The sequence below is a fragment of the Photorhabdus laumondii subsp. laumondii genome (assembly GCF_003343245.1).
Taxonomy (GTDB): Bacteria; Pseudomonadota; Gammaproteobacteria; order Enterobacterales; family Enterobacteriaceae; genus Photorhabdus; species Photorhabdus laumondii.
In genome coordinates this window covers 5,247,633-5,271,015 of sequence record NZ_CP024901.1, presented here as the reverse complement: position 1 = coordinate 5,271,015, position 23,383 = coordinate 5,247,633, and the positions used below count along the sequence as shown (strand labels likewise).

Here is a 23,383-nt window from a genome sequence, read left to right as displayed (position 1 = left end):
TTCACCATTAACTTATTGATTTAATCCCTTCTGAGATAAGTATCTATTCATTATCTTTTTTCACAAGGGAAGCAGGTTTACATTTTACGATGCTTTGTGAAGAAAACAGATAAAACACCACCATCTGAAATAGAGTTAGCACTGAAACGATTGGAGGATATGACATATGGCTAAAGTAACTCCTATCTCACATTCAGAAGTGAGAAAGCGACTTCTTAATACACCGGAAGCTATACAAGCCTATGTTGAGGCTACAGAAGAATATGAGCTGCTGGAACAACTCACTGAGTGGCGGGAAAAGGCGGGTCTAAAGAAAATAGATATAGCTAAACGGATGGGAATTAATCCGTCTGCGGTTACCCGTATTGAGAAGAATGTAACGAAAGCTAGTTGGCACACACTTAAACGTTATGCTGCTGCATGTGGTGTTGAGTTATCTTTAACTGCGAAGTAATACTACAGAATGTGTGTTCTGTTGGTGGTGATACTTAAGATCTACTTGTTCTAAGAGGCTTCCGTTAAAGGAAGCCATTTTCCTGCAATATTTCTATCTGATTTCCTCGCTTAAAATCTCGTTTTTTTCAGCGAAAATAAAAACAATATATTTTTAACAACGAAGGCGCTGATTAAAAAACAGAGGAAAACGAAAAATGCATCGATGTAAGTCAGATTAAGATAAATAAAATAGGCTATTGTGACGCCAATAGCGGAATCAAGTTGATCGAATAAAATAAACAGTCGCTTATTTTGTTCCGGGTGTTGCCCCGGTGGTGCGCCGAGTCTCCTTTTTAGCCAAGAGTTTGGTAATTCGAAAAGGACATAGCCTAAGCCCGCCAGAAAACCGGCAAATAAGCAGGAGGAAATCGTCTGCGGAATAACCGTGTCCTGTGTTCCGGTGCTGGGAACTAACCATAATAGTGAAAATAGCGCGGTAATAATGGGTACAACAATAAAACCGCGCCAGGTCTTGTTGCGACCAAAATAACGTTGATGTACTGGAATAGCCCAGCGGGAAAAATAGTTTTTCGTCACAATCACCATATGTAAACAACCACCAAGGATGACGGGGATCATTAAAATCCATCCGTGATAAAAACTATTGAGCATAAAGACTCCAGAAATGAAGACCAGTAAATAAGACGAACCCTGCAAGTGTTGTACTGATAATAGTATTGAGACTCTTGAATTTATAAAACGGGCGGTCCCATAGCATGGCGATACTGAATGTAAGGAGCGCTAATGTCAGTAAGAGATGGCTTAACCACGGCTCGGCTACCAAGCTTACCAAAGCGTAACCACTGATAATAAATAAGCTCCAGAATACGGGCATACCAAGATAGGAGAGCTGGTTTTCATTCTGAATATTCCCAACTTCATTAAATACGGATAATCGCAGACAGCCGCTAATGATCATTAAAATGATAAACAGGGAATACCAAGATTGATAACCGGAAAGGTAGAGGATAATGGCCGGAGAGATCAAGTAAATAAGTTGATCCATAAATCCATCAAGATAGCGGCCAAACGGGCGGACAATATTTAAATTTCTGGCTAGAATACCATCAAGTGCGTCGCCAAGCATGGCAAGATACAAAAATGCAATCGCTAAGTAATGCCAATGTTGTAACGCGGCAGCCACGGCAAGAGCGCTAAATACCGCCCCAACGATAGTAATATAGTCTGCTCTGTTTAGATGAATGATGAAATGATTATTATTCATAATTTTTCCTTGTATGGAACGGAGGACAATTGGCCTTTCCTAAGCATATTGATCAGCGCAATGCGGTTTATTTTGCTGTTGTGGCGAATGTCAACAGGGATAGGATTAGCACAATAAATACGAGTAACCAGCGTGAGATCCAGCTCGTCTAAAATAGCGGGTAAATCTGTCGGTAGTGTAGCGCTTTCCAGTATCAGGGCGGCTCCGCCTAAAGGATGTAACACGAATGCGCTTTGAGTGACCCCAGGCAGTTCATTGATCCTTTTTTCCAGTACGTAGGGATGGATGATACGACCATCATCTAACACCACTTTGTCTTTTACCCGCCCAAGTAGCCAGAGCTGTCCTGTCGTGTCCAGATAGCCGACGTCACCGGTACAGTGCCAAATACCTCCTTGTTTACGTGGGAGTTTGTTTTCTTTCGTTGCTTGAGGGTTATCAATATAGTCTTTGAGCACATGGGGCCCGGCAACTAAGATTTCACCGACATTACCGGTGGCGAGTGGAGTAATTTGTTGGGGGTTAGCCGTTATTTCCCGGATACATATTTCTGCTTGTGTAACGGGTTTTCCGACTAGATAACCATCATGAGTTGCCCAGTGGTTTAATTGAGTCGTCATTTCAACGGTACTGATCGGTTCAACCTCGGTGGAACCATAGACTACTAAATGCCGAGCATGTGGAAAGACTGTCAGGCAGTTTTCAAGCAGAGCCTTATTGGCAGGCGCACCACCTACGATGACTGTTCGCACGTTAGGGAATGACAACCCTTTGTTCTTAGCATAATCGGTGATTTTGCTCATATAGGCGGGAGCGCCGCTGAGGCATGTAATACCTTCGCCTTGCACTTGCTTGACGATCTGCTGTGGATCGACGGTTGCGGGATGGGAAAAGTCAAAATCAGGCAAAATACTGCTGTTGCCGCAGCATAATGAGTGCAGCACCATAACGGGGAAACTGTGTAGATCTATCTCATTCTTCCCCTCGGCAAAAAGTGCTGTTATGGCATAAAGTTGTGCTAGTAAGCTGTCATGAGTGCGGTTTGCGCCTTTGGGGGTGCCGGTAGAACCCGAGGTAAAGGTAATTAACCCAGTTGTATCCGGCGGTAAATCCCGGCAGATAAAGCTACTCAATGGTAAATGTTGATTGGGTGTTTCTAGTACTTTCATGCCCAAGATACGTTGCCCGATGACAAAACGTCGCAGTCGCCAGAGTTCAGGGAGCAGAAACCAGAATTTTCCTAACGTAGGTTGAGTGATCACCGCCGATAATTGACTGTGGCGCAGTATCTCCCTCAGTTGCTTTTTGGCAAGCCCGCGTTCAAGCATAACGGGAACTAGCCCTAGCCCCAGAATGGCAATAAGCAATGGATAAAGTACTAAGCCTGGTTGGATAATCACTAACAAGCGATCGCCAGCGACGAACCCAGCTTGAGTTAACTGATGCTGGAAATGGGAGGCATGAGAAAAAAACGTCTGAAAGCTTAAACCGCTACTATGATCCCGTGAATGTGGCGCTTGCAGGGCTAAATGCTCAGGATATTTTTGGGCTGCATCGACAATTGGCTGACAAATATTTGTCATGCGATCCTCCTGTAATAAAGCGCATATTGATGCTTGGTGGCAGCAGGTGTATTGAAAAGCCGTTTGGCAGTTTTGAGCGATGTATTATCTTCACGCATCATGGCCCCTCCTAGACGAGGGTGAATACGTCTGGCACTCTGTTCAAATGAGTGGTACAGCATGTTGTACAGCCGGCTGCCCCGGTATTGCGGTGCGACTGCCACGGTTTTCAGCAACCCAATGGTGGGCTGACCGTTTTGCAGGACTGACAGACTCAAAATTATCCCGGCAATTTCGCCACTAGGAGTTTTAGCCAGAAATGACGCAGGGTAATGGCAAAAAGGTTTGATAAACTCCTCACCGCAATGCTGCTGAAATGCGGGCCAAGATGGCGTGGCATAAGCGAAATTCTCACCAAACACCGAGTCGATAAAAGAATAGAGTTTAACCTGTTCTTGCATCCATAATTCTGGCGTTAGCGGCAATAATGTCGCTTGAACCTCAGGAAGTCTTTGCGCACGTTGATGAGCCTGCTGAAAGTTGTCTTCTGTTGCTTGGGTATCGTCGAATATTGAGGTATAGCGATAGCGGATATCAAATCCTAACTCTTTTAACAAAAGGGGGTAGTAAGGAGGGTTATAAGGCTCATGCTCAAAGGGAGGCACATCAAAATGATCAAGTCGAACGCGGTAGTGTCCGAAAGTTGAAAAATTAATCGGCCCGTAGAGATTGCACGCACCATTTTCCTTGGCCCATTGTTCTAGAGCGCTAAACAACATGGTGTTGCTTGCTATGTCATTATCAGTTTCCCAAAAGCCGAAAAATGCGGCAGATTGGCCATCAACGCTATGAGGTACTAAAAAGCCGACAAGACGGGCTTTCCCTGGAATGCAGCCAATCCAGGCTTTACTGTGATCAAACCAAGAATTCTTCGGGCTAAACTGCTGTTGTACTTTTTCCCGGTCTTCACCAGGCCATAGCGGCCAATCGCGATAAATACTGGGTGGAAGGTCAAGAAAACCTTCAGGTAGTGGATTGGCCGGAGACCATTCTCCCATGAAAATATTAGGCATGTTCACTCCTTGATGTCAGCTCTTCTACAGTGGTGTCGTGCAAGCGGACAACAGTCCCAGTTGCTCCATCCATGCGTACCCGATCGCCATCTTTTAAAATTTGTGTGACGGCGGGAATGCCGACAATGGCGGGGATCCCCAGTTCACGAGCAACAACGGCGGAATGTGAAAGTGTGGAACCGCGCTCAATGAGTAATCCGCCTGCTGTAGGGAATAATGGTGCCCAACCGGGATCGGTACGTACGGTACACAGGATTTGCCCTGCTAGTGACATTTCATCCTGTGGGTTTTTAATTAATCGGATAGTTGTTTCAACTTGCCCTGGGTAGCAACCTATACCCTGTAGCATGCTGCTATCGGTTGGGGCTTGTTGTTCCTGATAGGGATAGCTGTAATCTTGCTGTTGATACAGTGAGCCTCTAATGAAAAAGTGATGAGCTGGTTCATCCTCTGTTTCGTAGTTGGCATATTCTTGCTTGCGCATAGCAACTAAAGGCTCAAGTTGGGTCTGTATTGCTGTTCCTTCGTAGCCGCTGTAGATCTCCTCTAACGTGAGATAAAAAATATCGCGGGGTTCAGCGAGTATTCCTTCTAATGCATATGCCTGACCAAGTTGTAGGAAGATATCTCGATACAGCCCAAACATACGAGTTCGGGTAAAACGCATATTTTCCCGGTGACGTATCGCTTGGCGTAATTTCTGCAAATTCTTTTTAAAGGTGTTCATCCGCTTGGAGCCAAGTCGCTGCTGTATTTGCTGAAATGCGGTATTTTCGGCCTGAGTACGCAACTTTCTTTCCCGGCTGGATAACGTCTCTGGTGTGAGGGTATCGATAGCAAGGTAGTTTTTTAGTATCAGAAATAAAAAACTGGGATCTTGTTTTAGTGTGATGGTTTCCAGCTTCAATTCACCCATCGTGCGATCGCCATATTTTTTAATATAATCAATGCACTGCTGGTGGAATGATTCATCGAGTGGGCGTACTTGGGTCAGCAGGGTACGCGCATCACCGAGGGTCAACAGGTTGCACAACTCAGGGTGCTGGCGTGCATATTGGCACATCTTTAACAGCACTTTGGTCGGTTGGGTACTTTCAATATCTTCATCTCCGGAGAGGAGATCGCCTAATAGTGCAGATGAATTCTCAATACCGGCAGCAACCAGCCCTCGATGTACCCGGCCATTAAACATCATCACGTAAAAGTCGTTCAGGATCGGCGTCGTCCAGCGTCGTAGCAGATGTTCATCCAGATATTTTAATTTTTCGATCAGTTGGCCACTGTTGCAAGTATGCAACTCTGATTGTTTTATGGCGGCGGCATGCCATTTAAACTGCTCTAAGAATAGTTCTACCCGTTGATCCATAGTCCTAAAGGCATATAGCAAGCGCAGGAGTGCCCACCCCATTTTTGGCAATTTCTTTATTTTATCGCCCAGTGAAAGTGTTTTATCCTCAATAAAATCAACCGGATCTTCCAGCCCCATCATTCTTTCCATATCTTTTTTATTGGTTTGGAAAGAGGGAAGTAATAGTAGTCCTTTGTACCAATTGTTGATGTTGTAATAGATCCTACCTTTAACTAAGCCGAGCATATTTTCCAGCATGGAACGATGCTGATTAACTTGTTTATCTGAGCAACCTAAAGCACGTATTGTCTGTTCATAAACGGTGGCATAACCTGCCCGGGCAAAAGAGAAAGTCAGTGGTGTTGTTATTCCACAATAAGATTCCTGAATATTGGAATTATCGAAAATAATATGATGTTCGCTTTTATCATCCAGACGTGGCAATCGGGTTATTGGCCGGGTCTGTAGAATAAAGATTTGGTGGTTTTGAATCGTCCATTCGATATCTTGTGGACACCCCCGTGCTGCCGCAATTTCTTTGCCAATATCTCGTAGTGCATAGATTTTATTATCGAGTAAGGTCGGTTCCGACTGTTTTTCTTTCGCGACGGGTATGGTTACTGTACCGCTGCCGTTGGTAGTATTGAAAACAGTTGCTGTCTCTTTTTGTGTGATATGACGTTCGATCTCAGGTGAGGTGAGATGAACTGAAAATTCATCGGTATCGCATTCGCCGGAAACTACACCTTCTCCGGTGCCCCAGGCGGATGAGATTAGGCAATGTTGCCTGCTACCCGTAACAGGGTGTGCAGTAAACATGACACCAGAAACTTCACCGGCAACCATGTTCTGAATGATGACAGCACTACTGATATTGCCCATCGGTAGCCGTTTGTGTAGGCGATATTGTAATGCACGCGTGTTAAAAGCTGAGGCCATCACGGCACGTAAGCTATTGGCAAGCGCTGATTTACCCCGCTGAAATAGGTAGCTGTCCATCTGCCCGGCGAAAGAAGCATTGGCGGCATCTTCACCAATGGCTGATGAGCGAACAGCGAAAAATTCATCTGGGTGATTCTCTGACAAGAGAGCTAATTCTTCTTCTAATTTAGCAGGCAATGGAATCGACTGTAGCCACTGACGCAATGGCGCAGCAATAGCATCGAGTTTTTCCTGGCTAATATCATGTGGTACGGTAGCCAACTGCTCTATGATGTTGCTTGCAAACGTATCGTTGATGAGTAGGTTATTAAGCACCTCGCTGCTGATGACCCAATAATTAGGTACAGGAAAACCGTTTTGCGTAAGCCATAATAAATTAGCCGCTTTTCCACCTAAGGAATGTTCCGCCAATTCAATAGCGTTATCTTGCGTGTAGAGATATTTCATATTGTTCCACCAATGCAGCAATAGTATATCTTGCTTACATCATGCTCTTATTTGCACGTAATATTTTTGGCGTGAATAGATCAATAAGATATGAATATATTACAAGCTATTGCTGCACCCTTATTTTAGAGGAAGAGTCAATTAAATAGTTTATTTGGTTGATTATTAATTCCGTGTTAATGAAATAAGCCAGCGGAGCGTTTTCATTGTGCGCTCCATAAATGGGTAGCCAACAACATTATGTGCCATCATATAAAACGGAATTCTTCTCATCCATAAATCATGCAGCGCTAATTCATAGCCACGACGCCAAATTATGGGGTCGAGGGAGAGCCCCGATTTTTGCTCAAGTTCAACCCGGTGTAGTTCAATATAATAAGCCACCTTATCTGCATCACTTTGTGGGTCTAAGCTAAAGGCCAGAAGTTCTGCCAGGTCGCGCTGGGGGAGATGCAAAGTAGACAATTCCCAATCCCAAGCACATAAATGCAAGCCGGTTTCCTGTTGCCGGAAGGCAATATTGCGTGGGTTGAAATCACCGTGGATCAATGTCCTGGGCATCTGTTCGATCTCTTTCCACCAAGTGGCGGCATTATCCACCCAGTGCTGGAAATCTTCATGTTGTTCGGCAGTGAACAACTCAGGAAACGTTTGGTGGATAAAATTGCCCAGTTTTTGCCACAGGGGATTCATCTGTGAAACTGTATCGGCATTCGGAATTTGCAGTTGCGAGAATTTCCACGTGAGCTCTTCTTCCCGTCCCAACCAGATAGAGTGAATATCGGCTACTCCCCGGATGGCGGCTTCAAGGTGGTGCTGCTCCCAAGGTGTTTCCAGGTTAATATTGTTCATTAACACCATATCGTGGAGCAATTCTTCAATCAGGGCATAAGTTCCAGTTGCTTCGTTTTCAATCACACCATAGATAACGGGAATATAGCGCATCAACCGTGGATCTTGCTGATTCATAATAGCCAGCTCACGGCTATGGCTTTGGTTAAATTCAAGCTGATGTTCAAAATCCTGGAAAACGGCAAACAACTCAGAAGAGCAGTGTTTAGCGATATCCAGTACCATATTCACGACCTCACTCCCCAGAGGCTTCAATTTCAGCATCACGGATAAATTGTTCTGTGCGGATGTCGTCATAGAAAAAGGAAATAAGCCAATTAAACGTTCCGCATAATTTGAACTTAGATGTGTCAGCATGCTGTACCCATCATCACCCGAAAATTTAGGTTTGATTGTCGTTAAATGGGCCCCTTGTAACACAGGGTTAAAATTTGCTTGCTGGAAGAAGGGCAAATCAAGCTCTTGTGGGGTGTGCGCAGTGATATTGTTAGTGGTGACAGGGCGATAGCGGCCAAGTTTTTCATGTGATTGCGCAAATTCATCCGCAGCAACCGCTGACAGTGTTGAAATATCAAGAGCCAGGCAATAACTAGCGATGATTTCGGCCAGACGAGCGGTGCCGTTTTCATCAGTGCAGCCCAACATGTTCAGGCATTCACGTTGGTGTGGTAAATTGGTTCCGCCACCAATGGTACCGACAATTAGAGAGGGCAGTGTGATACTGCAATAGACACGGTTATCGGCAGTCAATGTCATGTGTAAATGCGCGACGGAAGATTCATGTACACAGGCGATGTCCTGCCCTAAGGCGGTAAACATCCCGGCGATAACATTCGCGGCATTAATATTTATGCCGACCATCCCTGAGGCGATAGCGCCCTCGCAGACATGGTGATAAGCCGTGACGAGTTGCTGTGGAGTGACCCGTAATATTTGCTGACAGGATTCAGCTTCTAGATAAACTTCAGCTACTACACGTGTTCCACGTCCTTCGATGAAAGATTGATAAGAGACTTTTTTATCGCCCGAAGTATTACCATCGATTATAAAGTGACGCAGTGGTATAAACGCCATTTTGGCTAACTGTTGTTGGATCCACTGACATGCATACCAGGTGCAGATGGTGGTCATATTTTGACCTGCCGCTGCGGCTGTATTATAGATGAATTGCAGATGGACGCTGCGCCCGATGATTTGTGGCTTTACTTCCACCAATTGTGCATGCTTAGAATGGCGTCCAATTTCATACCGTAGTTCGCTGATATGTTCGTTGATCCAATCACTGAACATAATGCTGTGCGAAACGCTGCAAAATTCAAAACGAGGGGCACGTATCATTCGTTGTCCAAGTACACGCGCAGTTGTACCCCCTGATTGCATAATGGCTGAGGAGCCACGGGATATTGACGCAATTAAAGCGCCTTCTGTGGTGGCAAGTGGCGCATAATATACCCCTTGAGCATATTGCCCCTTTATCAAGATAGGGCCAGCAATTCCCACAGGGATTTCTATTGAACCGATAAACCCTTCAATGGTTTTTGTTAATTGCGTTGCATCCAGATGGGTATCTGCTACATGTTTCAATGTATGTCCGGTATGTTTTGCTAAATAATCCAGACGTTTTTGCCGGGCTTTCTCTGTATAAGTATAGAGGTGGCGGCGTGGCAGTAATTCTACTTGGGTTGCTTCTTGGTGTTTAAGGCTAAATGTATCGTGTGATAATTCTAGAATAGAACTTCGCGCACAGTTTTCTGTGTGTGCAGTGGTATTATCTGAAACATCACATACATATGATTGGAGATTTTTTTGCAACATAACTGTATTTCCTTTAATGCCTAAGCAAACCCAAGCTTTATTAAGATGCTAGCAGTGCAAACTGAATAACCTAGCACCATGAATATTCCCACGATAGCTTCATCGCGTTTGCGATTTTGGATGGTAGGGTTATGGAGGAATTTGCCTAATTGCCATAGACACAATGCATAACAAACGACCAAGGTAATTAACGCCCATAACGCTATACCATCAGTGGTGATACGGATTAGCCAAATCTGTAATATCAGCATTACAGTGAGCAATGCCGCGATAATAGCGACAGCTCCTTTTCTGCCGAAAATAGATGAATAGGTCGGTATTTCAAGACGTTCTTCATCTGGGCCTTTACACTTGCGTGTAATTTCAAAACTGAATCCAGAGAAAAAGCACAATCCCATCAAAACCCATATTGGGAAATTGAGTGTGAGGTTAGGACTGGCGATATTGCTTAACCACCAGATAATGAGTGGCATTACCAGCATATGGGAAATGGCATACCAAGTAAGGTGTTGATTTAGCCATTCACCGATAAAGAATTCTTTCCCCATAAGACAGGTCCAGATAAAGACCAACAGCCAGGCAAAAGTAACTGAGCCAATTCCCCGATCTAGAAATAGACTTCCACCTAATTGTAATGCGATACAACAGATACCAAGTACCCGTAGATTTTTCAGCGTAATAATACCGCGCTGTAAAATTCGCTGTGGATGATGTTCACAATCCAGTTGGTAATCTTTATGCTCATCGAATATCCGTAATAGTAAAAAATAGGAGAAGGACATCAGGCAACCGAGCAGGATCTCCCATGACAAAATGGGCTTTTCCCCTATTGAATAAAAAGCTACGGAATAGCTAATGATATAAAAGATAAAGAAAAGCGGCGCATTTTGTAGCGGGAAACGCTCATCCATCCATAGCTTTATCCTCTTACCAATGAATTTTGAATAAATATCTTGGCTTTCCATACACTGTTCCTATTTATTGTATAAGGATTAAACTATATACATTTGTGACAATTCAGCCCAAGGATAATCAATAAAGAAGCAAATCTTAATAAATCCTATGCGTACTTTTTCGCATTATCTCTCTCAATAATTTAAGAAATACATATGGACTGATGCCATACATTAAGCCAAAAATTTGCAATCGGCTATAATCAGTATGTGTAAATTTTAATTTCAGCATGCAACTTATGTTTACATTTTTTTCTATAACTGTATGTTTATGAGATGCTTTTGTTTCCATTTGGATTAAAGAATCATGGGCTTTAATATCATATTTCAGACAGATATAGATAAGTTCTTCTTCGTTATCGACGACAACTGTGTCACGTAAATAAATTTTTTGTGGGGCAAAGTTACTCCATATAAAATACCGGAATAAAGTAATAAATGATTAGTAATTGTAATTGAATTAGTGGTGGGATGTTTTGATTTAGCGCAGTTTATAGTCAGATATTACCCTAATAATTAAAAGGTAAAATTTACAGTTAGGTCTGTATTGGATTCTTGATGTAGGATCGGGCGAATGCCGATATATTTTGGCTAAATAGCTACGTTACTTTATCAAGTAAGGAGTCTGAGCTGTGTTAGGAAAAATCCACAATCTTACTCTGCACTGGTTTATTACTGTTCGTGATAGTCATTTAGTTATCAACCAGTATAAGCAGGAAGAGGTTAGTTTCAGCGACGAAGCCAATTATCTGATTCTAATGGTTATTCGTACAGAATTAGGGTTGTGTGTTAAAAATTTGGTAGATACGTTAGCGCTAAAGTTCATGCTTGCTGTTCTTTGTGCGGGTTTGTTCCAATTGGCTGAGTGTATAAAAGCGAGTTTGCCGGAGGGCGCGGATCAGCACGATCTTGCGCAATTATCATGTTGATCAGAGTAGAAATTCCAGTAGATGCAGCGGGAATAGATCAATTATTACGGAAATCTTTTGATACCCCGGCAGAAGCGGAATTGGTCCAACAATTGCGGGAAGATGGATTATTGACGTTAGGTGTGGTTGCTACAGATGACGAAGGCCAGGTAATCGGTTATGTGGCTTTTAGTCCGGTGGATATTAATGGTGAAGATCACCAATGGGTTGGTTTGGCACCGTTAGCGGTTGCTGAAGAATATCGTCGGCAGGGGATTGGTGAAAAGCTGGTGTATGAAGGTTTGGATAGCCTGAATGAATTTGGCTATGGCGTCGTCGTTGTTTTGGGTGATCCACACTACTATTGCCGGTTTGGTTTTACGCTTGCCAGTGAGCATCAGTTGCATTGCCAGTGGTCAACGTGTGAATCTTATTTTCAGGTATATGAATTAGCTGATAGTTCCTTGGCTGACCATAAGGGGTTGGTTACTTACTCCTCACACTTTGACCGTTTCTAATTGATGCTAAATATTCTGCTATACAGACGGGCTGGCAAATAACCAGCCTCTCTTTTTGCTGTTTACTTAATTGTTTTACTTGATATTCCAGTTGTGAGGCATTGGAGCGGTCTCCGGCATAACTACTGAAAACTAGCTGTAACGGCCCTTTCCCCCTCAGTGATTTGGCTCCTTTCCCGTTTTCATGTTGTGCAAAACGGCGGTGAATATTTGTTGTTATCCCGGTATAAAGCATGCCTGATTTTGTTTTCAGTAAGTAAAGAACCCATTGATTTTCAGCCATATAATTTTTTTCTGAATTTTCTATTTTTGATATTTATATTTTACTCGAACGTTTTTCTATATCATTTTTCTGAATAATTTAGTTTAAGTTATTACAATATAACAGTTTTATAAAACCTGTTACATATCAATTTGCTATACGTCGCATTATTTATTCAAAAAAATTGAAATAAAATAGCAATAATTGCTAATTTTTATTCCGGCCTTTAGAGCATACTATGATCCACATCACAGAGAGTAACTCATTCCACTAAAAATTGATCAAGGATCATAGTATGAAAAACGTAAAATATATCGCTGTTGCTTTAGCTTTAAGTGCTATCTCTTTTGGTAGTATAGCGGCAACAGAAGTTCAAACTTCTTCTTCCCCTAAAATTGGTGTAGTTTCTGTAACGGGGGCTGATACTTTGGAAACCCTAAGTGCCGAATTATCCAAAAAAGCTGACAAAGCAGGTGCATCTTCTTTCCGTATTATCTCTGCCAGCGGTAAGAATCAATTATCAGGTGTTGCTGAGATCTATAACTAATTTATAGTAGAGCATACTGAACCCTGTCCCTGTCAGGAGATATCAGAACACGCCGTAGGATGATGTTTATCCCGGCGTGGTTCTGGGCTTCGAGGCAGATACAATCCTGCTATTGGAGAGAGAGTGAACGCGACTGAAAACTTTCAGATTATCCACAGATACCTCGCAAGACAGCATGTCCTAACGCTTTGTACAGCAACCGGTGATGATGTTTGGTGCGCAAATTGTTTCTATGTTTTCAATGCCGATGAAATAGCCTTTTGGTTTATGACTGAACTTCATACTCGCCACGGTGAAATGATGCAGGTAAATCCACAAGTTGCAGGTACCATTGCCGGGCAGATTCGTCATATTGCACAGATAAAAGGTATTCAGTTCAAAGGAGAAGTCATTCGTCTTGAGGGTGAAAAAGATAAAGTGGCCAGAGCACGTTATTGCCGCCGTTTTCCTGTGTCAATTGCTGTTAAAACACCTATTTGGCAACTGAATCTCAATGAAATAAAGATGACTGATAATACGCTTGGATTTGGTAAAAAAATCTGCTGGCAGCGATAAAATTATCTTAATCTATAAATAATCTGGTTGTAGCTACCACGCCATAGTAAACCGGGCTCATAAAGCTCTTGTATAAACTTGCCATCCACTAGCACATTAATATAGCTGACAATTTCCTGTTGAATTTCGCTAAGTTCCTTTAGCCGATAACCTGTCCAAAGCCAAATGTCCTTGTCTGGGCACTCTGTTTTAACCCGTTTTACCAATTGCAGGATTGCGGATGTGTTGTGTGGATGTAGGGGATCTCCGCCAGATAAAGATAGCCCTTGTCGTTTAATACGTTTGTCCTGTAAATCAAAAATTACACGGTCTTCCATTTCCTGCGTAAATGGTTGGCCGGAGTTCACCCGCCAGGTACTTTTGTTATAACAACCGGGGCATTGATGTTCGCACCCCGCGACAAATAGTGTGCAGCGGGTTCCGGGGCCGTTGACCACATCAACAGAGTAGTATTGGTGGTAATTCACGTTATCAGCCTGCCTTAAATTAGCCTAATTGCCCATTTGTCAGATGCTTTACTCTGCGTTTCACCTCTTCTTGTTTACCTGCATTGAATGGGCGGGCATCAGGGCTTCCCAGATAACCACAGACGCGGCGGATGACTGATACTCTGGAAGGTTCATGATTGCCACAGCGTGGGCAGGTAAACCCTTTACTGGTACAGGAGAATTCACCGGTGAATCCACATTCATAGCATTCGTCGATGGGGGTATTGGTACCGTAATAAGGGACACGTGAGTAGCTGTAATCCCAGACATCTTCCAGTGCTTTTAGATTATGTTGCAGATTAGGATATTCGCCGTAACAGATAAAGCCACCATTTGTTAGTGATGGATAAGGCGCTTCAAAATCCAATTTGTCATAAGGATTGACCTTCTTTTCAACGTCAAGATGGAAACTGTTGGTGTAATAACCTTTGTCTGTCACTCCTTCAATCACGCCAAACTCAGCGGTGTCAAGGCGGCAGAAACGGTCACATAGATTTTCACTTGGTGTGCTGTACAAACTGAAACCATAACCTGTCTCTTTTTTCCATTGATCAGTGGCTTTTCGCAGATGATCAACAATTGAGAGTGCTTTTACACGTAATTGTTGATCATCAAATAGATGAACTTGATTGCCATACAATGCATTAATGGTCTCATGAATACCAATATAGCCTAGGGAGATAGAGGCCCGGCCATGCTTAAAGATTTCAGCGATATTATCATCGGCTTTCAAGCGAACCCCGCAGGCACCTTCCATATAAAGGATGGGTGCAACTCGTGCTTTGACACTTTCCAAGCGGGTAATACGGGTCATTAGTGCTTGCTTTGCCAGTGCCAGACGTTTGTTTAGTAATTGCCAGAAATGTTTTTCATCTCCTTTGGCTTCGATAGCTATCCGAGGCAGGTTCAAACTGATAACCCCTAAGTTATTGCGTCCTTCATGAATTTGTTCCCCCCTTTCCTCATAAACACCGAGGAAACTGCGACAACCCATTGGGGTTTTAAAGGAGCCTGTGACCTTAACCACTTGATCATAGTTAAGAATATCTGGGTACATGCGCTTACTGGCACATTTGAGAGCCAGTTGCTTGATATCATAGTTAGGATCACCGAGTTTGTGATTCAGGCCATCACGGATAGCAAATACCAGTTTGGGGAACACCGCTGTTTTGTGGTTCTTACCCAAACCAGCAATGCGGTTACGCAGAATAGATTGTTGGATTAGACGGGATTCTTTTGATGTACCCAGACCAAAGCCAAAAGTGACAAAAGGAGTCTGCCCATTGGCGGTATGCAGTGTATTAACTTCATATTCCAGTGATTGAAAAGCGTCATAACACTCTTTTTCTGTTCGTACTTCGGCATAAGATTTTTTATCAGTGATATCCCACTCTTCGGCAATCGCCAAATGTTTTTCATAGCTGGCTTTAACGAAGGGGGCCAATGCTTCATCTATACGATTGATGGTGGTACCGCCATAAATATGGCTGGCAACCTGAGCGATAATTTGAGCCGTTACCGCCGTTGCGGTTGAAATGGATTTTGGTGGTTCTATTTCAGCATTACCCATTTTGAACCCATGAGTTAGCATGCCTTTCAGATCGATCAACATACAATTAAACATTGGGAAAAAGGGGGAATAATCGAGATCATGATAGTGGATTTCGCCTTTTTCGTGGGCTAATACCACATTACGCGGCAGAATATATTGTTTGGCATAATTTTTAGCAACAATCCCGGCCAGCAGATCCCGTTGAGTTGGAATCACTTTGCTGTCTTTATTGGCGTTCTCATTGAGTAGGGAAACGTTACTCTGTTCAACTAAGCCACGGATTTCTTGATTAAGTCGGCTGTGTAATTCTCGGACAGTATCCCTATCGTGACGATATTGAATATAGCGGTGGACAAGGTGATCATGCTTGTTTGCTATCAATTGATGTTCTACTGCGTTCTGAATATCTTGTACATCAACTTGCCTGTAGTCAGCCATTGATTGCGTTACTGCGGATGCAACTTGGATACAATACTCATCATCCGTCATGCCAACGGCAGAAGTGGCCCGTTTTACGGCATCTCTGATACGTGTTTCATCAAATGGTACCTGGCGACCATCCCGTTTTATCACAACAGTTTTCACAATATGACTCCTTGAGAATGTTATCCGAAGGGCAAACTATTCTCGTTTTGATATCCAGTTTGAAGATAGATGTTGCTATATATAGTCTTATTTTTATATTTAAACACAATATATAGTAATTTTGAGTGGGATAATCACGATCTCATTTGATCTGAAACAAAGAATGGAGACTTAATATTTTAAGGTTCAGTGAAAAGTACAACCCCTTGGTCAGTAACTAACCAAGGGGTTGTAGAAAACAGGGCAGGGATTATTTACGAATCGCGATAGCTTCGATTTCGATTTTAACGTCTTTTGGCAGACGGGCTACTTCAACACAAGAACGGGCTGGGAAAGATGCATTGTGTTCTTTGAAGAATGCTTCATAAGTTGCGTTAACGGTACCGAAGTCATTCAGGTCTTTAACGAAGACAGTTGTTTTAACAATGTCACCTACAGTGAGACCTGCTCTTTCAACGATAGCTTTAACATTTTCCAGTGATTGACGAGCTTGAGCGGCGATATCTTCTGCGACATCACCTGTTTCTGGATTGACTGGGATCTGGCCGGAAGTGATGACCATATTGCCTAGATCAACCCCCTGAACATATGGACCAATTGCCGCTGGGGCTTTATTGGTATTAATCTCGTATGACATAGGTTCTCCTGTTAATGTGATAACTGAATAAATATTTCATCAAGGGTACTATTATAGTGCCCGCTTCTGCCTCAGCAACTGACATATACCCTATGGATTTCAAGATGCATCGCGACGGCAAGGGAGCGAGTCCCCGGGAGCATAGCGAACTATGTGACCGGGGTGAGCGAGTGCAGCCAACAAAGAGGCAACTTGAAAGATAACGGGTATAGATCGTTCAATCGTTGAGAATCACCACATTGCGGTCAAATTCTTTCTCGCAGTATTTGCAGGTTAGCACCACATCTTCCACTGTCACTTTGACTCGAAAACTGCTTTCTACGGGTTCATTGTGGCTGATGCAGTTGCTGTTAGGGCAGACTAATACGTTATCGATACACTTAGGCAAGTTAATGGGAAGTTTCTTCACAACTTCATAGTTTTCAATACAGTTCACCGTAGCATTCGGTGCATACATAGCAAGTTGGTTAGCTTGCTGCTCTGTCAGGAATGTATTTTCGATTTTGATGAGATCTTTTTTACCTAGTCGATTGGAAGGTAAATTCAGGCCGATGGTAATGCGTTGATCGGTTTCAGTTAGCTTAAACAGAGAGAGTAGTTTGAAGCCGACCTGAGCCGGGATATGGTCAATCACCGTACCGCATCTAATAGCTTCGACTTGTAGTTTATGATCTTGGGTCATAGTGTTTTGTATGAATACATTTTAGTGACAACTTTCTGTATTCATCCTCCAGAATATTGTTAAGAATCGACACGTCTTCCATTTTAGGCGGTGGTACCTCGTTTATCCAGATAAAGCGCCGGTGATTCAGTACTACAAATTGTTCCCAATCTCCTCCTGACAGGACAATCTACCAAGGAATATCAGAAAGCCATATCACCGCAGAGAGTGTGAGTTAGCACAGAATAGTGAAATTTCATTTTGAAGTACAGAAAGGCAGCTGTATGTCCCATGAAAGCCGGCTAGTTGGTCGAGAAATACTTATTTTAAATTAGGAATTAGGTGCGGAATGACGGTTAATAATTAAAAATATTAATTTTCTGTAAATATATTAAAAGTTAATAATAAATTGGCATAATTAATAAAATGAAAAATAAATACTTGAAATTAAAAAAGCAAATTCATATAAAAACAGTATTAATTTTTTTTGAAATGATTTAAAATGAAGGCATGTTTTTTAATATATAAAAAAATCTACTTATGAACACGCCATTTTCTATAAATGGGTGCTATTTCAAAAAGAAAATCGATTTACCCATGATATTATTTTTAAATGGAGAGCATGGTGAGTTCAGTATTTAATCTTATAATGTGGATCCAAGGGAGATTAAAGAATGCTCTAATTGAGTTATATAAAATTCAAGAGTTTTTAAAAAGTACTAAGAAACGTATCTAAGGCTCATGGTATCAGTCATGAAAATATTCATTACCGATGAACAAAAAGCCGAACTTGAACACTTCCATCACACCTGCCGTGATAAGAGGGAATGTGATCGTATCAAAGCGATCCTGCTGGCCTCTGAGGGCTGGAGTTCAGTGATGATCGCTCAGGCTCTGCGTCTTCATGAAACGACCGTTAATTGTCATATCAGCGATTACCTTAATCACCGCAAACTCAAGCCCGACAATGGCGATTCTCAGGGCTATCTCAGCGAAACACAGACTCAGGAACTTATCGCTTATCTGACCGCGAATCTTCTGCCCACCACACAGGCTGTTATCCGTCTTGTCGAAGCGTGGTGGGATATCAATTACACCGTTCCCGGCATGAGCACCACACAATGGATTTAGTTATAAAAAACCGACCGGCGTACCACACAAGTTCAATGCGGAACAGCAACGGGCCTTTATGGAATAAGTGGGTATATATGAATAATAAATACGAAACGGTTATTGTCTTAGGGGCTGGCCCAATAGGTCTATTTTCTGCTTTTAAAATATTAGAAAATAATTTTGCGGAAAATGTATTGATCTTAGATAAGCGATTTATTTCTGCTTACACCTTTAAAGGCTGGGCGGAAAGATCAATGGTTGTACAATTTCATCGAAAGCTTTTTTCTCTCTCTTATCTTCCAAAAATAGTGAAAAAGTGTCCTTATGGAGTACTTAAAGAAGATTATGAAGATAATCGGAAGAAGTATAGTGATTTAGATCACATGAGTATAAAAAACATACAATCCACTATTCTAGAAAATATGGAAAAATTTTATAAAAATCGTTTTTTCATGGTAGGATTAAAAGATATGTCCTTTGACAAGGATATTGTTTCAATTTCTATTTTTACAGAGCACTTTGATGATAATAGTATTTTAAAAAATTTAAACCCGGAATTAATTGTAGATGCAACTGGATACCATTCCATCTTAATGAATAAAACAATAGGCATTCAATTCGAAAGTGAGCATGAATACGGTTCAGCTCTAAAAATGACCTGGCCAGAACATGAAATGTCTCATGTTGAAAATAAAAAAACTGAATTTCATGACTGTCATGAAAATACAATCTTTTTTAGCGAAGGAAACTCATCTGTAGCTGAATTCTCATATCCGTCTGATAAATTTAGTGAATTTTTTGAAGAATGTGGGTATTCTATAAATCACAGGAGTACCAAATTACCATTTCTAAAATTTGATACAACACCTTTTTCAATAAAATTACCACCATTCTTAGAAAAAATAACATCTCTTAAGAAAGATCATTTTCTATATAAAAGAGCAGTTGACTTATTCAATATGATTAGAAGAAATAAACTTTCTGGTATTAATGGATTAGAATTCATTAATCACTTGCAAGGTTTCAATTGGTCAGAGGCAGACAGTCTTGCTTTAGTCGTTCGTAGGATAATAAATAAAAGAGTAACTATAGAAAACACATATGCTAATCTTGAAGAAAACTTTTTAGATTTAATGAAAATTAGAGTTATTTTTATACCATCTAGAGCCGAGAGATGGTTATCAACAAATAAAGTAACAACAAAAATTAATCTTATCTTTTCGAATGATAATAATTCATTACATAATCAAATTTCTTCAGTAACAGCTTGCGCTGTCGGAGATAGTTTAGCTAGCACAGACTTTAGACATGGTCTTGGTATAAATCGAGGATTTCACACTGCAACTAGGTTATTTCAAGATAAAACAGATCCAGAATTAGTAAGGCTTGAATTGATACAAAATAGCTATTCTATGCTAGATGTTATAAATGATAATTCAATATTTAGTAGAGCTATTTCGTGCAGAGATTGGCTTATCCTATAGTAAAAATCTGCCTTCATAGAAGGTGGAATTGATTTCGCTACAGAAGGGTGTAATCAAATCTCTAAAATCAAGACGCTGCAACTTCTGCTGCGTGGCGATATTTCCAAATGTGTTCTAGATAAAAATTTTTAAAATCACGGTAATGTGACAGAAAAAGGATCAAAATGGTCATGATTTCACTGGGATACATGTGATCTTGTCGGAGGCGTAAACGATGCCCGCTATCGAGATAAAATTGTTCTCATCGAGAGATGAAAAAATGGAAAAAAATCATCGACATCACAGAAAATTTCAACTAAGTTGTCCATAGCCCATTCCACCTCGGAGCTGTTTTTGGTGTGTACCAAAACTTTGCTCTTGGAACAGGTTTTTCGTCAATTTCTTATCCAGAATTCGGGTTAATGTAAGGTGCGTGTATGTATATAGATATATTAATTATAATATCTGCATTTGCTGGAAGTATACTATCTGGGCTTTTTGGTGGGGGAGCGGGTTTGATTTTTACTCCTACAATTTATTTATTTTTATCTTATGCTAACCCAAATTCTAGTTATATCATGCAAACTAGCATCACAACGATGATAGCTTCTCTAATGATATCTGGTCTAGTTGCTATTGTTAAACATCACAAATACAACCATATTGATTGGAATGTTCTAAAATGGTCTGCTCCACTAATTATAATTGGTTCAATACTAGGTTGTTTTACCATGACTGTTGTTTCAAGCCGATCGGTTATATATGTCTTCTCTTTAGCAACACTAATTTTGGCGATTAGGTCAACACAAAAATTAATTTCTAATACCCAACAAAATAATACAAATAGAGATCTTGGCTGGTCATTTCGTTATATTGGCTGTTTTTTACTAGGATTAATATCAACTTTGTCCGGGGCAGCTTCATTTGTTGTTCCTTATTATGAGAGCATTGGCTTAGATATTAAAAAATCAATAGGGACAACAACTGTTGTAGTCTGGTTGTATTCTGTATTTGTACTAATATTTATGATATCACTCGGCCTAAATAAAAATAACTTACCACCTGGAAATATAGGTTTTTTAAATTATAATTATCTATGGTTATTCATAATACCAACAATACCAGGAGCATTGTTAGGAGCAAAATTAGCCAATACTCTTCCAGAAAGAAAACTAAGAATTGCCTTTACAGTACTATTGTATTTTATTGGATCAAGTATGTTATTTTCATAACACATCTACTTTTGATAACCTATATCTTGCGCAGGTAATGCTGATCGTACTCTGCCAATGCACCCGGCATATCCATAAACGGGTTACAGAAATCGGTTTATTCAGGTTATTGCCTTTCATATAAGCAAGGTAGGCGTGATATAAGGTACTAGCGTAAGCTTTAGGCTTCCCCGTTGTGGCCTGTCTCTTGATCAGATCTCCAAATCAACTGATTTAGCCAGCAAATAGCCGTCTATCAGGGTTTGCAGCCGAAACCAGCCTTCCCAAAGTCGTTCCCATCCGACTCGACCCGTGCGTTTGGAATCGTACCAGCCGGCCAGTTTTCCCAGATTGATGAAGGCCCAATGCAAACTCGGGGCTTTTTTCGGCACACGGCGTTTTTCTTGTTTTGACCACAGTAATTTCCACGCCAGGGGGCTTAATACTGTCTCACAGCTCTCTTTCTCTGCCTCTTCTTTGTTCAGACCCATAAAACGCAGCTGGTGTATTCGTACCGCAATAAAGGCCAGCAGCACTATCATGCGCTCCAGATTATCTTTGCTTTGCATACGCAGCGCTTCTACCTGCGTGCCGCCCGTTTTCCACGCTTTGTGAAATTCTTCTATCAGCCAGCGGCGCTCGTAATAACTGAATATTTTATGGGCGTCTTCCTGACTGTTGACGGGTTCGGAGGTCAGAAGATGCCAGCAAAGCCCATCCTCCGGACCTTTTTCGTAGCAACCGACATAAAATATCCGCACCGCCTCACCGCTTTTTCCTTCGGGGATTTTCAACGTCACTTCGGCATAACTGATATCACAATGCGCGACACGCGCCTGACGCCCGCCTTTCTGTCTGACCTGAACTAATCGTTCTCCAGCACTCTGTAACCGGCTAATAAAGTCATAAAGTTTATCCTGACTTTCCTCTATACGCCGGTTTTGCATCGAACGGATGACGAAACGTTGTTTTTGGCTCGTTTTATAACGCAGATATTCGATGATATCGGCTTCACGGTCACAGACAGAAATCACGTTGGCCATCTGCTCCCCTAACCGGCTGTCGACGGCTTGTGAGGCCCGTTCCCACTTATAACTCTCTTTCCCTTCATAAGGGCGTGTATCGCGTTGTCGGCTTTTGCCATAATCACTGACATCTCGACACCAGCGCTGTTGCTCTATCAACCCCACGACCTGTTGTTCTTCAGGCGCAAATAACAACACCGAGTGTGCCTGCATGCCCCGGGATTTTTCCTTTGAGGTGGTATAGCCGAGTTCATCGGCGACCGACGCATGGGAAAATGACAGGGTTGTCGTGTCTTCCAGCGCTAACAGGCAATGATAACGTTGAGCGTGAGCGACGGTGGCGGTAAATCCGGCTTCGGCGATGGCCTGAGGCGCAATGGCGGAATTTCGGGTCAGTCGGTAGGCCGCTTCAACATCGGCAGGAGAGTCAAGAGATTGCACGAGCGATTGTCCTATATGGTTAGCCAACGAACAGGCCACTTTCACCAGGCGGTTGGTACGGCGTTTATCACCTAATTCCGCATGTTGAAACGTGTCATTTGCCCATTGTTCGGCGCTGGTTGAAAACATAAAGATTACCTCAAGTCGTGTTTTTTATTGAGATCAATCTATGAGGGAAAAGTTCAATAACGCGGGGGCGGGTTAAAATATTTGTGTAGGAAAGACAGGTTGTGGCAGAGGATTGATAGATAATGCCTGCACTCGTATCGGTATTAAAGAAACGGATGGCATCTTTGTTGTGAACAATTTCCATTAATCTTTCATGAGAAAGGACCGGCAGATCCAACAGAGTGGCGCTTTCAGGACTTAGACCAGCGTAAAGTTCTCTGTAAGGCGATGAATTTGCTTGTGCTAGTGCAACAATTTGTTTCAATGTCCAAATAGTCATCATGTTTCCTCTACTGGTAGAATTGTAACTTCGGGTTTAGTGTCTGTTGTGTCTGGCTGGAGGTATTTATGACAGACTGCTCTGACTTTATTGCAGAAATGAGGCAGAAACATTGGCATAGGGTATATTGTTAATGTTGAAATTTAAGTTAGGTTAAATGGTTGGTAGAGGGTTTTCAGCAGCTATTTACACTTCATACTTTTTTGTTTTTTTAGTGTAATTATTGGGGGATTGTAAAATAGGTAATAGAGTAAGTA

At 41.9% G+C, this 23,383-nt stretch carries 22 protein-coding genes and 2 pseudogenes; 9 read left to right on the top strand and 15 right to left on the bottom strand.

From position 1 onward, the window contains the following. The first annotated feature begins 45 nt into the window (after positions 1-45). The gene (locus PluTT01m_RS27995) at positions 46-174 is read left to right on the top strand and encodes a type II toxin-antitoxin system RelE/ParE family toxin (RefSeq protein WP_082303157.1); all 129 of its coding nucleotides are present in this window, start codon (positions 46-48) and stop codon (positions 172-174) included. After that, positions 167-454 (top strand): helix-turn-helix domain-containing protein, encoded by a 288-nt coding sequence (locus PluTT01m_RS23130; RefSeq protein ID WP_011148593.1) that lies wholly within the window; start codon positions 167-169, stop codon positions 452-454. Before PluTT01m_RS27995 ends, PluTT01m_RS23130 begins: the two co-directional genes overlap by 8 nt. Positions 455-564: 110 nt before the next feature. On the opposite strand, the gene PluTT01m_RS23125 is transcribed toward PluTT01m_RS23130, so the two are convergent. The 7 genes from PluTT01m_RS23125 to PluTT01m_RS23095 all read right to left on the bottom strand — a co-directional run bounded on the left by PluTT01m_RS23125 (position 565) and on the right by PluTT01m_RS23095 (position 10,724). Beyond that, a complete protein-coding gene (locus tag PluTT01m_RS23125) occupies positions 565-1,107 on the bottom strand; it encodes a CDP-archaeol synthase (protein WP_011148592.1) in 543 nt (180 codons plus the stop codon). Further along, complete coding sequence (locus PluTT01m_RS23120) at positions 1,097-1,720, bottom strand: CDP-alcohol phosphatidyltransferase family protein (RefSeq protein ID WP_011148591.1); 624 nt, start codon at positions 1,718-1,720, stop codon at positions 1,097-1,099. Before PluTT01m_RS23120 ends, PluTT01m_RS23125 begins: the two co-directional genes overlap by 11 nt. Beyond that, positions 1,717-3,303: a fatty acid CoA ligase family protein gene (locus tag PluTT01m_RS23115; protein ID WP_011148590.1), complete on the bottom strand. Its 1,587-nt coding sequence runs from the start codon at positions 3,301-3,303 to the stop codon at positions 1,717-1,719. The genes PluTT01m_RS23120 and PluTT01m_RS23115 overlap by 4 nt, the downstream gene beginning before the upstream one ends. Beyond that, complete coding sequence (locus tag PluTT01m_RS23110; RefSeq protein ID WP_011148589.1) at positions 3,300-4,355, bottom strand: hypothetical protein; 1,056 nt, start codon at positions 4,353-4,355, stop codon at positions 3,300-3,302. Before PluTT01m_RS23110 ends, PluTT01m_RS23115 begins: the two co-directional genes overlap by 4 nt. Next, complete coding sequence (locus PluTT01m_RS23105; protein WP_049789807.1) at positions 4,348-7,092, bottom strand: phosphoenolpyruvate synthase; 2,745 nt, start codon at positions 7,090-7,092, stop codon at positions 4,348-4,350. Before PluTT01m_RS23105 ends, PluTT01m_RS23110 begins: the two co-directional genes overlap by 8 nt. 165 nt (positions 7,093-7,257) lie before the next feature. Beyond that, positions 7,258-9,759: a phosphotransferase gene (locus PluTT01m_RS23100; RefSeq protein ID WP_011148587.1), complete on the bottom strand. Its 2,502-nt coding sequence runs from the start codon at positions 9,757-9,759 to the stop codon at positions 7,258-7,260. A gap of 20 nt (positions 9,760-9,779) precedes the next feature. After that, positions 9,780-10,724: a prenyltransferase gene (locus PluTT01m_RS23095; protein ID WP_041380416.1), complete on the bottom strand. Its 945-nt coding sequence runs from the start codon at positions 10,722-10,724 to the stop codon at positions 9,780-9,782. Between the two features lie 620 nt (positions 10,725-11,344). On the opposite strand from PluTT01m_RS23095, the gene PluTT01m_RS23090 reads away from it, so the two are divergent. Continuing rightward, positions 11,345-11,641, top strand: coding sequence for a hypothetical protein (locus PluTT01m_RS23090; protein WP_058589573.1), 297 nt, complete (start codon positions 11,345-11,347; stop codon positions 11,639-11,641). After that, positions 11,635-12,138, top strand: a complete 504-nt coding sequence (locus PluTT01m_RS23085; RefSeq protein WP_011148584.1) for a GNAT family N-acetyltransferase — start codon at positions 11,635-11,637, stop codon at positions 12,136-12,138. Before PluTT01m_RS23090 ends, PluTT01m_RS23085 begins: the two co-directional genes overlap by 7 nt. Here the strand turns inward: PluTT01m_RS23085 and PluTT01m_RS23080 are convergent. Continuing rightward, positions 12,107-12,421, bottom strand: a complete 315-nt coding sequence (locus PluTT01m_RS23080; RefSeq protein ID WP_011148583.1) for a GIY-YIG nuclease family protein — start codon at positions 12,419-12,421, stop codon at positions 12,107-12,109. The genes PluTT01m_RS23085 and PluTT01m_RS23080 overlap by 32 nt on opposite strands. A gap of 274 nt (positions 12,422-12,695) precedes the next feature. Between PluTT01m_RS23080 and bhsA the strand changes: the two genes are divergently transcribed. Both bhsA and PluTT01m_RS23070 read left to right on the top strand, forming a co-directional pair. After that, the gene (bhsA, locus tag PluTT01m_RS23075; protein WP_011148582.1) at positions 12,696-12,947 is read left to right on the top strand and encodes a multiple stress resistance protein BhsA; all 252 of its coding nucleotides are present in this window, start codon (positions 12,696-12,698) and stop codon (positions 12,945-12,947) included. Positions 12,948-13,070: 123 nt separating this feature from the next. Further along, complete coding sequence (locus PluTT01m_RS23070; protein WP_011148581.1) at positions 13,071-13,502, top strand: YhbP family protein; 432 nt, start codon at positions 13,071-13,073, stop codon at positions 13,500-13,502. 2 nt (positions 13,503-13,504) lie between these two features. On the opposite strand, the gene nrdG is transcribed toward PluTT01m_RS23070, so the two are convergent. The 4 genes from nrdG to pyrI form a co-directional block, all read right to left on the bottom strand. Beyond that, positions 13,505-13,969 (bottom strand): anaerobic ribonucleoside-triphosphate reductase-activating protein, encoded by a 465-nt coding sequence (gene nrdG, locus PluTT01m_RS23065; protein ID WP_011148580.1) that lies wholly within the window; start codon positions 13,967-13,969, stop codon positions 13,505-13,507. Between the two features lie 19 nt (positions 13,970-13,988). After that, positions 13,989-16,127 (bottom strand): anaerobic ribonucleoside-triphosphate reductase, encoded by a 2,139-nt coding sequence (gene nrdD, locus PluTT01m_RS23060; protein WP_011148579.1) that lies wholly within the window; start codon positions 16,125-16,127, stop codon positions 13,989-13,991. 250 nt (positions 16,128-16,377) lie between these two features. Continuing rightward, positions 16,378-16,764, bottom strand: a complete 387-nt coding sequence (gene ridA, locus PluTT01m_RS23055) for a 2-iminobutanoate/2-iminopropanoate deaminase (protein WP_011148578.1) — start codon at positions 16,762-16,764, stop codon at positions 16,378-16,380. Positions 16,765-16,981: 217 nt separating this feature from the next. Next, a complete protein-coding gene (pyrI, locus tag PluTT01m_RS23050) occupies positions 16,982-17,446 on the bottom strand; it encodes an aspartate carbamoyltransferase regulatory subunit (RefSeq protein WP_011148577.1) in 465 nt (154 codons plus the stop codon). 732 nt (positions 17,447-18,178) lie between these two features. On the opposite strand from pyrI, the pseudogene PluTT01m_RS23045 reads away from it, so the two are divergent. Then, a pseudogene (locus tag PluTT01m_RS23045) lies at positions 18,179-18,620 on the top strand (helix-turn-helix domain-containing protein); the annotation flags it as partial. 13 nt (positions 18,621-18,633) lie between these two features. After that, entirely contained in the window at positions 18,634-20,022 is a 1,389-nt protein-coding gene (locus tag PluTT01m_RS23040) for a hypothetical protein (protein WP_041380415.1), read from the top strand. 91 nt (positions 20,023-20,113) lie between these two features. Here the strand turns inward: PluTT01m_RS23040 and PluTT01m_RS23035 are convergent. Beyond that, positions 20,114-20,330, bottom strand: a pseudogene (locus PluTT01m_RS23035) (IS982 family transposase); the annotation flags it as partial. Between the two features lie 108 nt (positions 20,331-20,438). On the opposite strand from PluTT01m_RS23035, the gene PluTT01m_RS23030 reads away from it, so the two are divergent. Then, the gene (locus PluTT01m_RS23030) at positions 20,439-21,233 is read left to right on the top strand and encodes a sulfite exporter TauE/SafE family protein (protein ID WP_011148575.1); all 795 of its coding nucleotides are present in this window, start codon (positions 20,439-20,441) and stop codon (positions 21,231-21,233) included. Positions 21,234-21,424: 191 nt separating this feature from the next. On the opposite strand, the gene PluTT01m_RS23025 is transcribed toward PluTT01m_RS23030, so the two are convergent. Further along, positions 21,425-22,807: an IS4-like element ISPlu9 family transposase gene (locus tag PluTT01m_RS23025; protein ID WP_011144727.1), complete on the bottom strand. Its 1,383-nt coding sequence runs from the start codon at positions 22,805-22,807 to the stop codon at positions 21,425-21,427. Between the two features lie 10 nt (positions 22,808-22,817). Then, on the bottom strand, positions 22,818-23,129 hold the full coding sequence (locus PluTT01m_RS23020) for a hypothetical protein (protein WP_011148574.1): 312 nt from the start codon (positions 23,127-23,129) through the stop codon (positions 22,818-22,820). Positions 23,130-23,383 lie beyond the last annotated feature (254 nt).

Excerpts from the sequence above, each read along its gene's own strand:
- PluTT01m_RS23130 (WP_011148593.1), top strand. The coding sequence starts at position 167 with ATGGCTAAAGTAACTCCTATCTCACATTCAGAAGTGAGAAAGCGACTT.
- PluTT01m_RS23125 (WP_011148592.1), bottom strand. The coding sequence starts at position 1,107 with ATGCTCAATAGTTTTTATCACGGATGGATTTTAATGATCCCCGTCATC.
- PluTT01m_RS23120 (WP_011148591.1), bottom strand. The coding sequence starts at position 1,720 with ATGAATAATAATCATTTCATCATTCATCTAAACAGAGCAGACTATATT.
- PluTT01m_RS23115 (WP_011148590.1), bottom strand. The coding sequence starts at position 3,303 with ATGACAAATATTTGTCAGCCAATTGTCGATGCAGCCCAAAAATATCCT.
- PluTT01m_RS23110 (WP_011148589.1), bottom strand. The coding sequence starts at position 4,355 with ATGCCTAATATTTTCATGGGAGAATGGTCTCCGGCCAATCCACTACCT.
- PluTT01m_RS23105 (WP_049789807.1), bottom strand. The coding sequence starts at position 7,092 with ATGAAATATCTCTACACGCAAGATAACGCTATTGAATTGGCGGAACAT.
- PluTT01m_RS23100 (WP_011148587.1), bottom strand. The coding sequence starts at position 9,759 with ATGTTGCAAAAAAATCTCCAATCATATGTATGTGATGTTTCAGATAAT.
- PluTT01m_RS23095 (WP_041380416.1), bottom strand. The coding sequence starts at position 10,724 with ATGGAAAGCCAAGATATTTATTCAAAATTCATTGGTAAGAGGATAAAG.
- PluTT01m_RS23085 (WP_011148584.1), top strand. The coding sequence starts at position 11,635 with ATGTTGATCAGAGTAGAAATTCCAGTAGATGCAGCGGGAATAGATCAA.
- PluTT01m_RS23080 (WP_011148583.1), bottom strand. The coding sequence starts at position 12,421 with ATGGCTGAAAATCAATGGGTTCTTTACTTACTGAAAACAAAATCAGGC.
- bhsA (WP_011148582.1), top strand. The coding sequence starts at position 12,696 with ATGAAAAACGTAAAATATATCGCTGTTGCTTTAGCTTTAAGTGCTATC.
- ridA (WP_011148578.1), bottom strand. The coding sequence starts at position 16,764 with ATGTCATACGAGATTAATACCAATAAAGCCCCAGCGGCAATTGGTCCA.
- pyrI (WP_011148577.1), bottom strand. The coding sequence starts at position 17,446 with ATGACCCAAGATCATAAACTACAAGTCGAAGCTATTAGATGCGGTACG.
- PluTT01m_RS23040 (WP_041380415.1), top strand. The coding sequence starts at position 18,634 with ATGAATAATAAATACGAAACGGTTATTGTCTTAGGGGCTGGCCCAATA.
- PluTT01m_RS23030 (WP_011148575.1), top strand. The coding sequence starts at position 20,439 with ATGTATATAGATATATTAATTATAATATCTGCATTTGCTGGAAGTATA.
- PluTT01m_RS23025 (WP_011144727.1), bottom strand. The coding sequence starts at position 22,807 with ATGTTTTCAACCAGCGCCGAACAATGGGCAAATGACACGTTTCAACAT.
- PluTT01m_RS23020 (WP_011148574.1), bottom strand. The coding sequence starts at position 23,129 with ATGATGACTATTTGGACATTGAAACAAATTGTTGCACTAGCACAAGCA.